Here is a 14496-nt window from a genome sequence, read left to right on the forward strand (position 1 = left end):
AAATTAGGCAAGCTCTCTAAAATACCGCTCCATTGCTCGATCAAGATCACCAAAAACCCAAAATTGAGGGGCAAAGATGCGCTGATCAAGGTCAAAACACAACCAATCTGAGCAGGTCGATCGCCCGTGATCCCCAATGTTTTCAGGGATTCCTGACTTAAACTGGCATTGATCCCCGGGGTGATCGTGATCGAAAGGTTTCATGATCCCAAAAATTCCCTAAACCCCCGATCGCGATCGAGCCGCCCCTCCGCTGCTGCTGCTAATTCCTTAATTTCGCAGCGCCAACCCACACCACCGCTGAATTTCGGTCAAACTGGATGCTCAGTCCATTGTGAAGAAATTCAAATAGGAAATGATACGCTGATTTAGCGCATCGATGACATAGGTAATTGAATGACTGCCGCAACGTCCGCACAGAACTTGCGCCCAGACTGGGGCGTAATTATCTTTATGACGGCGATGCACATCGCAGCCGTCGTGGCATTTCTGCCGCAAAACTTTAGCTGGGCAGCCGTTGGCCTGATGATCTTCCTCCACTGGGTGACGGGCGGCCTCGGAATTACCCTTGGGTGGCATCGCCTCGTCACCCACCGCAGTTTCGAGGTTCCCAAGTGGTTGGAGTACTTCTTCGTGTTCTGTGGAACGCTCTCCTGCCAAGGTGGCCCCATCTGGTGGGTTGGCTTGCACCGCCACCACCACCTGCATTCGGACACCGATCCGGATCATCATGATTCGACTAAGGGTTTCCTCTGGAGCCACATCGGTTGGATGATGTACGAAGTGCCCGCCGAAAGCGAAATTCCCCGCTTCACCAAGGATATCGGCGACGATCCCTTCTATAAATTCCTCGATCGTTACTTCCTGCTGCTGCAAATTCCCCTCGCTGTCATCCTGTACCTGATGGGTGGATGGTCATTTGTGCTCTGGGGCATCTGCGTGCGGATGGTTTCCCTGTGGCATTGCACTTGGCTGGTGAACAGCGCCACCCACAAGTTTGGCTATCGCACCTTTGAAGACTCAGGCGATCGCTCCACCAACTGCTGGTGGGTTGCGCTTCTGACCTATGGCGAAGGCTGGCACAACAACCACCATGCCCATCAATACTCCGCTCGCCATGGTTTGGCTTGGTGGGAAATTGATGCCACTTGGATGACGATCCAACTGTTGCAGTTCTTGGGCTTGGCGAAGAACGTCAAGTTGGTGAAGGCGGAATCGTAACTTGGGGTGAGCGGCCGTTCAGCCCCGATCGCTTGACAACGGTTTGAGGAAAATTCTGATTCAATCCCAGCTTGGCCCAAAAAGCTTCAAAGCTTGATTCAAGAATTGTCTTTAGTCGTTTCAACTCAACGATCTTTAAAACCAGTTGATTAGCCCTCTTTCGCTGTACGGTTGAAAATCCCTACCATTCAATTGCAAATTGATCGACGGGTTGGCTCAGTTCTGTCTTGAGCAACTTAAAGTTTCTGAATCTCCCAAATTTCCGGAATATCTTGCATATCTCGGTTGTTTGGAGCTGATGAATGCTCTGAGCCGTTCTTGAGAATTCAACCCGCGATTAAGCTTTCAGTCTTAAAGCAGTACCCATGGGAGTGCTGCTTTTTTGTTGCCCATGAATTGGGTTGATGGGCTGTTTTGTTCATGGGTCCACCATCAAAGGAACTCAACCAGCCGCCATGAGATCGCCGGAGATCAATAGCGCCGAAGATCAATAGCGCTGGTTTCCCACTGCCCAATTGAAAAGAAGGGGCTGGGGCATGAGGGTTTCTTGCGGATTTGTGCAAAAGATCCAGCGAAGCCAACCCATTCGGAATCACCGTTCATGCAAAATCGGCTGGAAACTAACTGCCTGTGGCATAGCTCCCAACCGATTTACTTTTGAGTTTGCCTGGGCGATGGAGGGATCGTTACCCTTACAAGTTGGGTAACGATTCCCTGAACCATGCCCGGGACAAGGATTGTGGGCGAGACTTAGTAGTCGAAGTCGCCGCCGCCCATGCCAGCGCCAGCACCAGCAGCTTCCTTCGGTTCGGGCTTGTCAACCACAATGCACTCGGTGGTCAGCACCATCGCCGCGATCGAGGCAGCGTTTTGCAGGGCCGAGCGGGTCACCTTGGCGGGGTCAACGATCCCAGCTTCAAACATGTCTACGTATTCGCCGCTCGAAGCGTTGTAGCCCACGTTGAAGTCTTTTTCCATCACGCGCTCAGCGATCACCGCGCCGTTTTGACCGGCGTTTTCAGCAATCCGCTTCAGGGGAGCCGTCAGGGCACGAGCCACGATCAGTGCGCCGGTCAGCTCTTCGTCCTTCAGGTTGGCGTTTGCCCAATCGGTCAGGCTAGGAGCCAAGTGTGCCAGGGTCGTACCACCACCGGGCACGATGCCTTCTTCAACGGCCGCCTTGGTGGCGTTGATCGCATCTTCCAGACGCAGCTTGCGATCCTTCATTTCGGTTTCGGTGGCCGCGCCAACCTTCACCACTGCCACACCGCCAGCCAGCTTGGCCAGACGCTCTTGCAGCTTTTCCTTGTCGTAGGAGGACTCGGTTTCGTCCATCTGACGGCGGATTTGCTCGCAACGGGCCTTGACTTCGGCTTCGTTGCCATCGGCCACGATCGTGGTGGTGTCCTTGGTGATCGTGATCCGGCGGGCTTGACCCAGTTGCTCCAGCTTGGTGCTGTCGATCTTCAAGCCAGCATCTTCGGTGATCAGTTGACCACCGGTGAGGATGGCGATGTCTTCCAGCATGGCCTTGCGGCGATCGCCGAAGCCAGGAGCCTTCACAGCGGCCACGTTCAGCACACCGCGCAGACGGTTCACCACCAAGGTGGCCAGGGCTTCCTTCTCGATGTCTTCAGCGATGATCAGCAGGGGCTTGCCAGCGCGAGCGGCTTGCTCCAGGATCGGCACCAGGTCTTGCACCAGGGTGATTTTCTTGTCGGTCAGCAGGATGAAGGGGTTATCCAACACTGCTTCCATCCGCTCGGTGTCGGTGGCGAAGTAGGGCGAGATATAACCCTTGTCGAAGCGCATCCCTTCGGTAACTTCCAGCTCAGTCGTCATCGACTTGCCTTCTTCCAGGGAGATCACGCCTTCTTTGCCAACTTTGCTCATGGCATCAGCGATCATTTGGCCAACTTCTTCGTCGTTGCCGGCGGAGATGGCTGCCACTTGCGAGATGGCTTTGGAGTCGTTTTCGGGGACTTGGCGAGCGTGGGCCTTGATTTGATCCACCAGGTAAGCGACGGCCTTTTCAGTACCGCGCTTCAGGGTGATGGCGTTGGCACCAGCGGCCACGTTGCGCAGACCTTCTTTGACGATCGCGTGGGCCAGGACGGTGGCGGTGGTGGTTCCGTCGCCCGCTGCGTCGTTGGTTTTGGAAGCGGCTTGGCGAATCAGGGCCACGCCGGTGTTTTCCACGTGATCTTCCAGTTCAATTTCTTTGGCGATCGTCACACCATCGTTGATGATTTGGGGTGCGCCAAATTTCTTTTCGAGCACGACGTTGCGGCCCTTGGGACCCAAGGTGACGGCCACGGCTTCCGCCAGGATGTCCATACCGCGCTCAAGGGCACGACGGGCGTTTTCGTTGTAGATAATCTTCTTAGCCATGATCTGCCTGTTGGAGATTAATGATGAGGAGTTTTGCGCAACCCAGGATTGGGCTGGTTAACCCGGTTGGGTCATTGATTTAACCGGGCGATCGAGCCGAGGAACCGTCAACCCTTGAAGAGCAGCCCTTAAAGAGCAGCGGTCGATCGGGACGGCTCGGGCCGTGGCTCAATTAGCCAACAACCGCCAGGATGTCTTTTTCAGAGAGCAGGACGTAATCTTCGCCGCCCAGCTTGATGTCCGTGCCAGCGTACTTGGAGTAGAGAACTTTGTTACCAGTGCTGACTTCGGGAGCTTGGCGGCTACCATCATCGTTGCGCTTGCCAGGGCCCACAGCGACGACTTCGCCAACTTGGGGCTTTTCTTTGGCGTTATCGGGCAGGAGAATACCGCCAGCGGTCTTTTCTTCAGCGGCGGCGACTTTGACCAATACGCGATCGCCCAAAGGAGTCACGGTCGATACGCTCAACGATACGGCTGCCATACAGAATCTGTCTCCAGAGGTTTGAAGTGAAAAGCTAGACCAATGGTGAAGCGGATAGGCGAAAGGCTGAAAACCCGTTGTTGTGCAGTGCTGACTGCGCGGTGCTGACAGGGTGTCTGTCGCAGCCTGACCAACGACTTTTAGCACTCTCTCCATCCGAGTGCTAATTTACTGGAGACCATGGGGCCTGACAACAGACCCCTCTGTACGGGTTCCCGAACTGGCAACCAGGGCGTAACTTGGAAAGATCCCGATCGCCCCGCCCGGCACGCCTCGCCAACCACCCTCAGCCCTACTGCATCGCCCCATGGCAGCCCCATTGCATTCTTCCCTTCCGAACCCAGAGGCCGATCGACCCGATTTCGATGCCTCAACTCCTTGCCCCGTCGATACCCAAACCAATTCCCCAACCGAGGAGGCGCGATCGCTCCTGCCTGTGGTGCGGACATTGGGAATCGATCGCATCGAACGCCACGTTTTCATTTGTGCCGACCAAACCAAACCCCTTTGCTGCCCCAAGGATGCCAGTTTGGAATCCTGGGACTATCTGAAGCGGCGATTGCGAGAATTGGGTCTTGACGGAACCGGCCCAGGCAACCCCTCCGGTTCAGAATTTTCCCCGTCCTCCGTGGTTTTTCGGACAAAAGCGAACTGTTTGCGGGTTTGCACGGAAGGGCCGATCCTGCTGGTTTATCCCGAAGGTGTGTGGTATCGACGCGCCACCCCAGCAGCGATTGAGCAGATCATTCAGGAACATCTCATGGGTGGACGTGTTGTACAGTCCTTGGCTTTCTTTGAGCGATCTTTGCCCCAAATGGCTCCCTGAGCGGCGGAACTGGGCAGCCGTTGCACTCGGGAATCAGGACTGCCTAGCGAAATTACTGGTAGCACTCAACACCAGCATTGCCCTAAACTAGGAGTCAGGTTAAAAAATACCCATCAATCCTGTCCGTAGCTGGTTAACTTGCCCAGCCGTGGTTGGTTTTTCGGATTTCCTGCCCGTGGCCCAGCGACCACGAACCTGAGTTCAGCCTAGTCGTATGATTGCGGCACATTACTGCGGCGTATTGCGACAAAGTTCCGGTGAAGTGGCGGCGAAGTGGTCGTGAACAATTGCGGTGAATTTAATTTCCCCCTTAAATTCCCGAACCGTAGGCTATGCAGTTCCTTGAGCTATGCAGCTCCTTGAGCAGCTCATTCAACGGGACTGAAATTAACCTGAGTGATTAAAAAGGTAGGCGATCGCACTCGATCGTGCTAGCTTCCGCTCTTCCTAAAGATCTTTTCGCTTCCTATGAGAAGAAGCAATCTTGGTATTCAAAAACGAATCTTACTCATCGATGACGATCCAAATCTGATTTTGCTCGTCAAAGATTATTTGGAATTTCACGGATATGTGGTGATTCCGGCTAGTAACGGTCGCGAGGCCCTGGAACAGCTTGAGCAAGATTTGCCAGATATGATCATCTGTGATGTGATGATGCCGGAAATGGATGGCTACAGCCTGGTGAAATCCGTGCGTCAAGACCCACGAACAAACTGGATTCCGGTGCTGTTGCTGTCAGCAAAGGGCCAAAGCCAGGATCGAATTAAGGGGCTGACTACGGGGGCCGATATCTACATGACCAAGCCCTTTGAGCCGGAAGAATTGGTGGCCCAAGTCGAGTCTTCTTTGAAACAGGCTTCTCGGTTAATTCGTTACCAAGCGAAGGGAGATCGATCGCCCAAATTCAAAGTGCCAAAAGACGTGGAACTGACCCCCACGGAGTCGCGGGTGGTGCAGTTGGTGGCGCGGGGCATGGCGAATCGGGAAATTGCTGAATTGATGAGTGTCAGCCAGCGCACGATCGAAAGTCACGTTAGCAATATGTTAGGCAAAACGGGACTTAGCAATCGCACAGAACTGGCACGCTGGGCGATCGAAACTCGAATGGCGTTGTAACTAAAAACTTAAGGAAGAAACTAAGCAAAAAATAGATCAGCGATAGACAAAATGCTTAAGCAAAAAATAAGTGAACAGCTTAAGCAAACAACTCAAAAGCAAAAATTCAAACAAAAACTCAAACAGAAACTCAATAAAAAGATGAGCGATCGCCTGAATTGGCTAAGATCGCTCATCGAATTGATATTGATTGAGTGGTGAGTGATGGTCAAGCTACAGCAATCTTGATTGATGGTTTTGGGCGGGCGGTCAATCTGCAATGATCGAAAATCGCCAGCCCATTGGCCACCCGAAAAATCCTAGACCGCAGCCAGCTCGCGAGTGGCGGGGTTTTTGCTGTTGCGAATTCCTTCGATCGCGGTGGCATAATCCGGCGCGTTGAACACCGCCGAACCGGCCACAATCGCGTTCGCACCCGCTTCGAGCACTTGCCAGGTGTTGTCCACCTTCAGGCCGCCATCCACCTCAATCCAAGGATCGAGACCGCGCTCATCGCACATTTGACGCAGCTTGCGAATCTTCGGCAACACACCGGGGATGAACTTCTGGCCGCCAAAACCGGGGTTGACGCTCATGATCAACACCAGGTCGCACAGTTCCAGCGTGTACTCAATCAATTCCAGCGGGGTTGAAGGATTCAACACCACACCAGCCTTGGCACCGGCTTCCTTGATTTGGGCGAGGGTGCGATGCAGGTGGGGCGAGGCGTTGTGCTCTGCGTGAACCGTGATGTGGTCAGCGCCGGCCTTGGCGAACGCATCCACATATTTTTCCGGCTCGACGATCATTAGGTGAACATCGAGAGGCTTTTGGGTGTGAGGACGCACGGCTTCAACGATCAGCGGGCCGATCGTGATGTTCGGCACGAAGCGACCATCCATGACATCAACGTGGATCCAATCAGCACCGGCAGCATCTACGGCCCGAATTTCTTCACCCAGGCGGCTGAAATCGGCGGATAGAATGGAAGGGGCGACGACGATGGGCTTTTGGCTCATGGTGGGTGCGTCCTCTGGGGGCGGGCAAGGGTAGAAATTGTATTTGTTTTAACAGAATATGAACAATATTTGTTAAAACTTGCAGGTTTTTCAGGGTTTCTTGACGAGTGATCGCGCTACAACCCAAACAGCATCCACGATTTATCCACAATCAAGACAGGATCAGGATCTGTTCGCCCAAGATTCGCCCAAAATCTGTCCATCGCCCTAATTGAGCGAGCAATTCGGTCAGCTTTCAATAGCTATTCAGTGAGGAGTTATGGGTCGATCGCGCCATTTGTTTTCCCTCCGATTCGATCGCCTTGACCAAGCCCTGATTCGGAGTGGGCGCTTGGTGTTGTTAGGGGCGATCGGCTGCTCGATCGCCACGACCGCCAGCGCCACTCTGCCCGCCGTGCTGTTGCCGCTGTCCACAGGGCCCGATGGCATTGATTCCGATCGACTGCATCAAGCGCCCTACAACATTACCGGCCGCAAAATTGGCATTGGCCAAGTGGAAATTGGTCGGCCCGGTCGTTTTGGCTATGACAAAGCGGTGGGGAATGCGGATGATTTCCGACCTGCGGGCCTGTTGGTTTTGGAAGAGCGGCCAGGGCCCGATGAATATGTGGATGGCCATGCCCACAGTGTGGCGGGGGTGATGATTGGGCGATCGGGGAAATTGGCTCGGGGCGTGGCTCCCGGGGCCATGCTCTATTCCGCGGCCACGGGCCCATCCGAAGGCAATGGCCAAATTGGGGAATGTTTAGCCAGCCAGTCCGTGGCCCTGCAAAACCATGGAGACGTGCGAGCCATTAACTTTAGCTTTGGCGAACCGCTCAGCCAGGATCAGCGACTGAACGCCATGTTGGATGGCAATTCCCTGCTCACCCTTTGCGTGGATTGGTCGGCGCGGGCCCATGAGGTGCTGTATCTCATTGCGGGCAATCAGGGCGACGGGGGCATTTCAATTCCCACGGACACCTTTAACGGTATTAACGTGGCCTTTACCCGTCGGTTCCGGGGGCAGTTTTCCAAGTTGGATTTTGCCAACCTGGGGAATGTGGTGACGGGGGTCGGCCGGCATTTGGTGGGCTTCGAAAGCAATGCGGGGTTGCGGCGGTCGATCGGGCTGGTGGCTCCGGGGGCCGATGTGGGGTTGTATGAACTGGGTGGCCAGGTGATCTATGCCAGTGGCACGAGTTTTGCTACACCCCATGTCACCGCCACCGTGGCCCTGCTTCAGGAGTGGGCCGAGCGGCAGATTGCCGGAAACCAAGCCCGTTGGAGCAAGGATGCCCGTCGCCACCAGGTGATGAAAGCCGTGTTGATGAACTCCGCAGACAAGGCCAAGGACGCGGGAGATGGCAACCGCCTCGGGATGACGCGGGATGTGTGGCGCGAAGACGAGAAAACCTGGCTCGATTCCGATGCCCTCAGCGATCCGACGATTCCGCTGGATGAACAAATCGGTGCGGGTCAACTGAATGCCTACCGGGCCTATCAACAGTTTGCGCCGGGACAATGGCAGCCGGACGAGGCTGTGCCCTTGGTGGGCTGGGCGTTCCAATCCTTGGCCCTGAAGGATGACCAACCCGCCGTTCACGACTACCCGATCGCCCAACCGCTCCAGGGCGGCAGCTTTGCGGCCTTGACCCTCACTTGGAGCCGCCATGTGGACTTGCTCGATCGCAATAGTAATGGCCGGTTTGATCGGGGCGAAGGTTTTGTGAACAAAGGTCTGAGCGATTTTGATCTGTACCTGATTCCGGAAGGGGAAACCGTGGCCACCACCACCAACCCCTGTCGATCGATCAGTTCTGCGGACAGCGTGGAGCATGTGTTCTGCGAAGTGCCCAAAACCGGCCGCTACCGGGTGCGAGTGGCCCTCAAGGAGGCGGCTGTGGGCCAAAGTGATGAGTACGCCCTCGCTTGGTGGACAAAGGGAGCTAAATAGCGCGATCGTCCCCAGCTCAAGTGACATTCAGCAGCATTCCGGTCTGATCTGGTCACGCCTGCTGCTGAATTGCTCAATCACCTAATTCGCGGCTTCAATTCACAAATCGCTACCCTGCGTCATGAACGATCGCCCTTTTTTATCCATCGTTACGGCTACAACGGGTAAATTTAGTCAGGACTGGCTGACTCGTCTCTTGACTGTGCAAGGGCCGGTCGAATTTGTGATGGTTTACCCACCAGGGGTGCAGCCCCGCCCAACCGATGACCTGCGTGTTCGCGCCTTAATCAGTCCATTTCGAGGAGAAGTTTTACAGCGGTTCACAGGGCTTTTGAATGCAACCGGAAATTACACCATTGCTCTAGATGATGATGATTTTATTCATCCAGATATCTGTTCTTTAGTTAAGCAGTTTTCTCAACTATTTCCTGATGACTGGGTATTACGGTTATCGATTCAAAATATTCCACGCCAACACACCTTGGAAATCGAAGCACCCTGGCTTCCGATTCCAAATTTGGAAATGATCGCTCATATTTCCAACCGCCAATCATCTGAACTGAACTCAAAAATTCACTCCTTGCGGCCAATTCCGATTGCCCCTCTCCAAAATCCAATTAACTGGATTCTAGCCATTTCTCCCTTTGAACAGCGTCGAGATCATCACGGGCGACATATAGAAAATTTCAACAATAGAGTTTGGAAAACAGACCTTTTGAAGCTCCCACTGGGTGATTGGTCTCGTGTCATGAAAATATATGGAAATCTATATTGGCTACCCTCTTGGAGTCTTGATCGAGCGCTAGGGCTGTTCGTCCAAGCGTCTCATTTTGACCCAAATCTTAGGTGGATTGGCTATAGCATTCAAGGGCCAGAGCAAGTTCGATATATCCTTAGTAATACTAATTCTGAAACCCAAGTCAAAAAAATCAGCCATCGCTTTCATTTTTCCGCAGATTTATTGCTGACTAAACGATTTCCAGAATACGGATATTTTTGGAATTTATTCTTTGATGGTTTTTACACAACTATCAAGCAGTATATCAAGTTACTCTATGCCAAATTGCTATCACTCAGGCGCTAAAACTTGATCATTAAATCGTCCAATACCATCGCCCAATACCATCGCCCAACACCAACAGTTCATCACTGGCAATAGGCTGCCAGAGTCTGTCGTTGTTGTCTCAATTCAAAAATTCCACACATGGAAACTCCAGACTGCCCGACATCATTGATCTACGTCGCCTGACAAATTTCTCGCCACAATAACCGCCAATCTTTTGCCCATCCTTGAGAGCATCCTGAACCTCGGTCTATGGATAAGCGCAACGTTGACTTGCTGTTACAAGAACTTGATAACACCGAGCTGGGGGTGCGCGATCGGGATCTCGACCCGATCGGCTCCCGGCTGCGGCTGTATCTGTACTACGCGCCGATGGTGGGCTGGTTGCCGGCCTTGCTGGCCCTGCGGCGATCGGGTTTGGATGAGCGGGAATTTGTGGCGGCCAAGCGATCGGTGCAGTTGGCGATCGGCTGGGCGATCGGTTTGGCCGTGGGCAGCACGGTGAGTGAGCAGCTCGCCAACCCCAGCCTCAGTTTTTTGTTGCTGCAAAGTGCCTGGACAAGCACCTATTGCCTGATTTGTGTGGGGCTGATGGTGTCCGTGTGGCGGCGACGCTCCTGGGCGATCGGGCCGGGCCGCGGGCGATCGGGCGATCGGCCGGATTCTGGCTGAGATCAATTGGGTTGATCTGCAAAAACCGGTAGCCCAACTTCTGCCAACTTGATGATTTTTCGTACCTCTCAACCTGATGCAGCCACTTAAAGTTTGGGATGTTAATTAAGGTTCATAAAAGCCGTATTGTGCGATCCTATAAATGGGATAGATATTGTTTTGCGCTATCCTAATCTCAGCCACTTGTAAGAACAAAGGCTCACTCAAACAGCAGCCTTTGTTCTCGCCAGTATTCTCTGAATCTTTAAACCGATCTCAATTGGTTGGAAATCTCATGACTCAACTGGATAGCAATCAGATCGCAGCTTGTCAGAATCTCCAGGAATCCGTTGAAGCCATTGTGCATCTGGTTGAGCAAGAGTCCACACTCCAAAATCAAGATATTACGTCAGTTCATACGTCTCTGCGTAAGGCGATCGCCCCGACCTTTGAAGTGGCTTTTGTGGGGGCTTTCAGCGCTGGCAAATCAATGCTAATTAATGCCCTGTTGGGTCGGGAATTGCTCTACAGTGCTGAAGGCCATGCCACCGGAATTGAATGTTATATCGCCTATGCACCAAGCGATCGGGAACGGGTTGTATTGACCTTTGCTAGTGCGGCTGAAGTTCATGAAGAAGTGCAGGTCTTGTTGGAGCGTCTGGGAGTTTCTTCGGCAATTGATTTGAGCCGAGAAGAGACCGTTTCAACGATTCTCACTGCCTGCGAAAAGATGATTGAAAAAGAAGGCGGCGAGTCCAAATCTGAACGGGCCAAACAAGCAAAGGCCCTGAAATTGCTCATTGAAGGCTGGTGGGCTAATCGCGATCGCATTCATCCCACCAGTAACACCACCTACTCAATGGAGCAATTTAATTTCACCAACCTCAAAGATGCAGCAGCCTACGCTCGTCGGGGCAGCAATAGCGCTGTGCTCAAGCGGGTGGAATATTACTGCTGTCATCCGTTGTTGGAAGATGGTAACGTCCTGGTTGATTTGCCGGGAATTGATGCACCGATCAAAAAGGATGCCGCCCTCACCTACAGCAAAATTAGCAATGAAGATACATCGGCTGTGGTTGCAGTGCTGAAGCCAGCCGCAGCGGGTGACATGACGAAAGAGGAAACCGAACTCCTAGAGGCAATGCGCAGCAATTCGGGCATTCGCGATCGGGTCTTTTTCGTTTTCAATCGCATTGACGAAACTTGGTATAACGTTCAACTGCGTCAACGCCTAGAGTCTCTGATTTCCAGTCAGTTTCGAGATGGGCAGCGGCTCTATAAAACCAGTGGGCTGCTGGGGTTCTATGGCAGCCAGCTTCGAGAAACCAGTCCGGGCGATCGCTTCGGTCTCGATAGTATTTTTGCTAGCAGCATTAAAAGTGCAGAAATTGCCGAAGAAACACCGCAGTTTGTCTATGAATTCAATCGCTATTGCTCCAGTTCTGGCAAATTACCGGCCAATCGTTTTCGGATTTCGGTCAATAACTACGAAAGCCAAAACGAAAATTACGTTCGGATTTTGAGCGAATATGGTTCACCCCTGGTGGATCAACTGATTCATGACAGTGGCATTGAAGTGTTTCGAGAGGGCATCACGCGCTATTTAACGGAGGAAAAGCGGCCGCAACTCTTCTCGACTTTGGCCAATGATTTACAGCCCCTTTGCGTGGCCCTGCGTCGGTTGTATAGCGATCGCTACCGAGAACTCGATAGCCAGCCCACGGAACTTGAAGGTATTAAAAGCAATCGGCTCGATCGACTCAACACCGATCTGAAGCGCTTAGCTGAAAACTTTGCAGATCATTTAAAGCGCAAAGTTAACGAGATTGTCACCAATCAATGTGTCAGCTTTGAAGACGACTTTCGCAATTTGCAAGTGCGAATGCAGGGCCGGATGGGTGAGCTGTTGAGCGGATTTTCTGTCAAGCAAGCCTATCAGCGGGCCACGTTGGCTCATCCGCGCAATTCCACTGCTCCTTTGCTGGCAATTCTGGTTGAGGCATTCTATTACTTAGCCAATGAACTCGAAGAAGTGCTAACTGCGGAAATTGAGCGAGTAATTCGGCGGCTCTTTTCATTGTTGATGGATCGAATTCGCCATCAAGATTATTATCGGGAATTATGCCGATTGGTGGGAAGTGATGCGGGGCTAGAAGATCGATTGAAGGCGATCGAACAATCCGTGCAATTAGCCCTTCGTAGCGAGGCGAGCACTGAGTGCGATCGCTATGTGCGCGAAAGTCCCGATTTCTATCAAGAAGGCTCGGTTTCGCTCTATCAGTTTCGGGAAGTGTTACGCCAAACTTCTGTGGGCTATGACTTTTTGCCGATGGTGGAAGCAGAACCCGCCATTCGTCAATTGTTAGAACTCGACTTTGCACCCAAGGTCAAGCGCACCGTGACGAGCACCTTTCGCCAAGCGGTGAGCCAGACTCTGAAGTCGCAACTGTTGCCCGTGGCGGTGGAATACGAAGAGGTGATTTTGCAGCAATACACGATCGCCCGTAACCACCTAGAAAAAACGATCGAAAAGGAAGCCCAGGAGCAACTAGAACAACTGGCTGAGCAAAAAGCTACCTTGCAAGAACAAATTATGATTTACAACCAATCGGTTGAGGCGATCGATTCTTGCTTGCAATCTATGGGGTGCGATCGCTACCAACTCCCGATCGTTGAACTGGTCACCTAGCCCCAAAGCTCTCGGGGCAAGGGGCTTAAGCCCCTTGTCTGGCAGTGGTGATTGGGTGTTTTAAAGTAAAAAGAACTGCATGATTTCTGAGGTTTTGACTGATGACTAAGCCAATTGTTTATCGTCTTGATGCCGAGGATGTCATTCGATCGGATGATGGCAACTTGCCCTTTGTGGAAATTTCGACTTGCTTGGCTACGGATATGACTGCCAACTTGGAAGAAACCTATGATGAGGACTTAGAAAAGGCTGCTTTTTCGGATGGTTTTCCCTGTAGGGTTTTGCGTCCTGGTCAAAAACGATGGCTGTCAGGGAAGGTGCGTTTCTTTCTGGAAATTGAGCTTGATCCAGATCAAGAAGAAGAGATTACTAACCCCGAAGGATCCAACTCGACGTTGGATGAGCTACGTAAGCTGGCTGGGGAATAGGGTAGAAATAGAACTGTAATCTTCAAGAGGTTATTCATCATGGATTTTTCTAAAATGCAAGAACTTTTGCCCAACGAAGTGGTCACGATGGAGTATGGCTACTATATCAATAATCGTCCCACTAGCCAGGTCTCAGAAATTCAAAAAATTATCAATGATCGTCTTGGCGGGGATCTTAGAATTTTGTTCTCAGAAGAAGGACTGAAATGCCAAGTCTTAAGACTAGGCGCACCAAAATGGAAATCTGGACGACTGCGGCTAACATTGCTTTTTGAGCCAGATGAACCAGACGAAGTAGAGTCCTTGACTGGCAATCCTGATCAGCCTCTAGATGAAATTCGTAGATTGGCTGATGGATAAAGTTGATCCGGAGTCTTATCCTTAGTCAGGTCTTGTTCAAACCATGCCCCAAGAATTTACATCTCTCAAACCACACGAAGTGATCTCATGCGAAATGAGATACAGCCTTTGCCTATAACAAATGGCACGATATAATTATCAGTGTAGTGAAGTTATCGTCAGGAAAACTCATGAGTCTTTATTCGCTGGACTTGCGCCGAAAAATTGTAGAAGCTTACGAGAAGGGAGACACTTCGATTCGGAAAGTAGCAAAACAATTTTCGATTAGCCCAGAGACAGTCAGACGGCTTCTAAACCTATATCGCTCCACTGGAAGCTTATCACCTAAAAAGT

Annotated in this window: 13 protein-coding genes; 10 read left to right on the forward strand and 3 right to left on the reverse strand. The window is 52.1% G+C overall.

The window, feature by feature from the left end:
• The first annotated feature begins 396 nt into the window (after positions 1 to 396).
• A complete protein-coding gene (locus VPK24_RS12525; protein WP_393013808.1) occupies positions 397 to 1221 on the forward strand; it encodes an acyl-CoA desaturase in 825 nt (274 codons plus the stop codon).
• A 750-nt stretch (positions 1222 to 1971) separates the two neighbouring features.
• Here the strand turns inward: VPK24_RS12525 and groL are convergent.
• Both groL and groES read right to left on the reverse strand, forming a co-directional pair.
• A complete protein-coding gene (gene groL / locus VPK24_RS12530) occupies positions 1972 to 3612 on the reverse strand; it encodes a chaperonin GroEL (RefSeq protein ID WP_393013810.1) in 1641 nt (546 codons plus the stop codon).
• A 172-nt stretch (positions 3613 to 3784) separates the two neighbouring features.
• A complete protein-coding gene (groES, locus tag VPK24_RS12535) occupies positions 3785 to 4096 on the reverse strand; it encodes a co-chaperone GroES (protein WP_099533722.1) in 312 nt (103 codons plus the stop codon).
• Between the two features lie 307 nt (positions 4097 to 4403).
• Between groES and VPK24_RS12540 the strand changes: the two genes are divergently transcribed.
• Both VPK24_RS12540 and VPK24_RS12545 read left to right on the forward strand, forming a co-directional pair.
• Complete coding sequence (locus VPK24_RS12540) at positions 4404 to 4922, forward strand: (2Fe-2S) ferredoxin domain-containing protein (RefSeq protein ID WP_393013812.1); 519 nt, start codon at positions 4404 to 4406, stop codon at positions 4920 to 4922.
• 468 nt (positions 4923 to 5390) lie between these two features.
• Complete coding sequence (locus VPK24_RS12545; RefSeq protein WP_099533721.1) at positions 5391 to 6038, forward strand: response regulator transcription factor; 648 nt, start codon at positions 5391 to 5393, stop codon at positions 6036 to 6038.
• Positions 6039 to 6337: 299 nt separating this feature from the next.
• Here the strand turns inward: VPK24_RS12545 and rpe are convergent, their stop codons facing one another.
• Entirely contained in the window at positions 6338 to 7036 is a 699-nt protein-coding gene (rpe, locus tag VPK24_RS12550) for a ribulose-phosphate 3-epimerase (protein ID WP_099533719.1), read from the reverse strand.
• 259 nt (positions 7037 to 7295) lie between these two features.
• Here rpe and VPK24_RS12555 point away from each other — a divergent pair, with 259 nt between their 5' ends.
• The 7 genes from VPK24_RS12555 to VPK24_RS12585 form a co-directional block, all read left to right on the forward strand.
• The gene (locus VPK24_RS12555) at positions 7296 to 8972 is read left to right on the forward strand and encodes a S8 family serine peptidase (protein WP_393013815.1); all 1677 of its coding nucleotides are present in this window, start codon (positions 7296 to 7298) and stop codon (positions 8970 to 8972) included.
• A 121-nt stretch (positions 8973 to 9093) separates the two neighbouring features.
• Positions 9094 to 10056, forward strand: a complete 963-nt coding sequence (locus VPK24_RS12560) for a glycosyltransferase family 2 protein (RefSeq protein ID WP_393013817.1) — start codon at positions 9094 to 9096, stop codon at positions 10054 to 10056.
• A gap of 231 nt (positions 10057 to 10287) precedes the next feature.
• Positions 10288 to 10707 (forward strand): hypothetical protein, encoded by a 420-nt coding sequence (locus VPK24_RS12565; protein WP_393013819.1) that lies wholly within the window; start codon positions 10288 to 10290, stop codon positions 10705 to 10707.
• Positions 10708 to 10981: 274 nt separating this feature from the next.
• Complete coding sequence (locus VPK24_RS12570) at positions 10982 to 13375, forward strand: dynamin family protein (RefSeq protein WP_393013821.1); 2394 nt, start codon at positions 10982 to 10984, stop codon at positions 13373 to 13375.
• 101 nt (positions 13376 to 13476) lie between these two features.
• The gene (locus VPK24_RS12575) at positions 13477 to 13803 is read left to right on the forward strand and encodes a KGK domain-containing protein (protein WP_393013823.1); all 327 of its coding nucleotides are present in this window, start codon (positions 13477 to 13479) and stop codon (positions 13801 to 13803) included.
• A gap of 39 nt (positions 13804 to 13842) precedes the next feature.
• Entirely contained in the window at positions 13843 to 14163 is a 321-nt protein-coding gene (locus VPK24_RS12580; RefSeq protein ID WP_393013825.1) for a KGK domain-containing protein, read from the forward strand.
• Between the two features lie 170 nt (positions 14164 to 14333).
• The coding region (locus VPK24_RS12585) for a helix-turn-helix domain-containing protein (RefSeq protein WP_393013831.1) at positions 14334 to 14496 on the forward strand (163 nt) is incomplete at its 3' end.

The sequence above is a fragment of the Limnothrix redekei LRLZ20PSL1 genome (assembly GCF_043235035.1).
Lineage (GTDB): Bacteria > Cyanobacteriota > Cyanobacteriia > CACIAM-69d > CACIAM-69d > CACIAM-69d.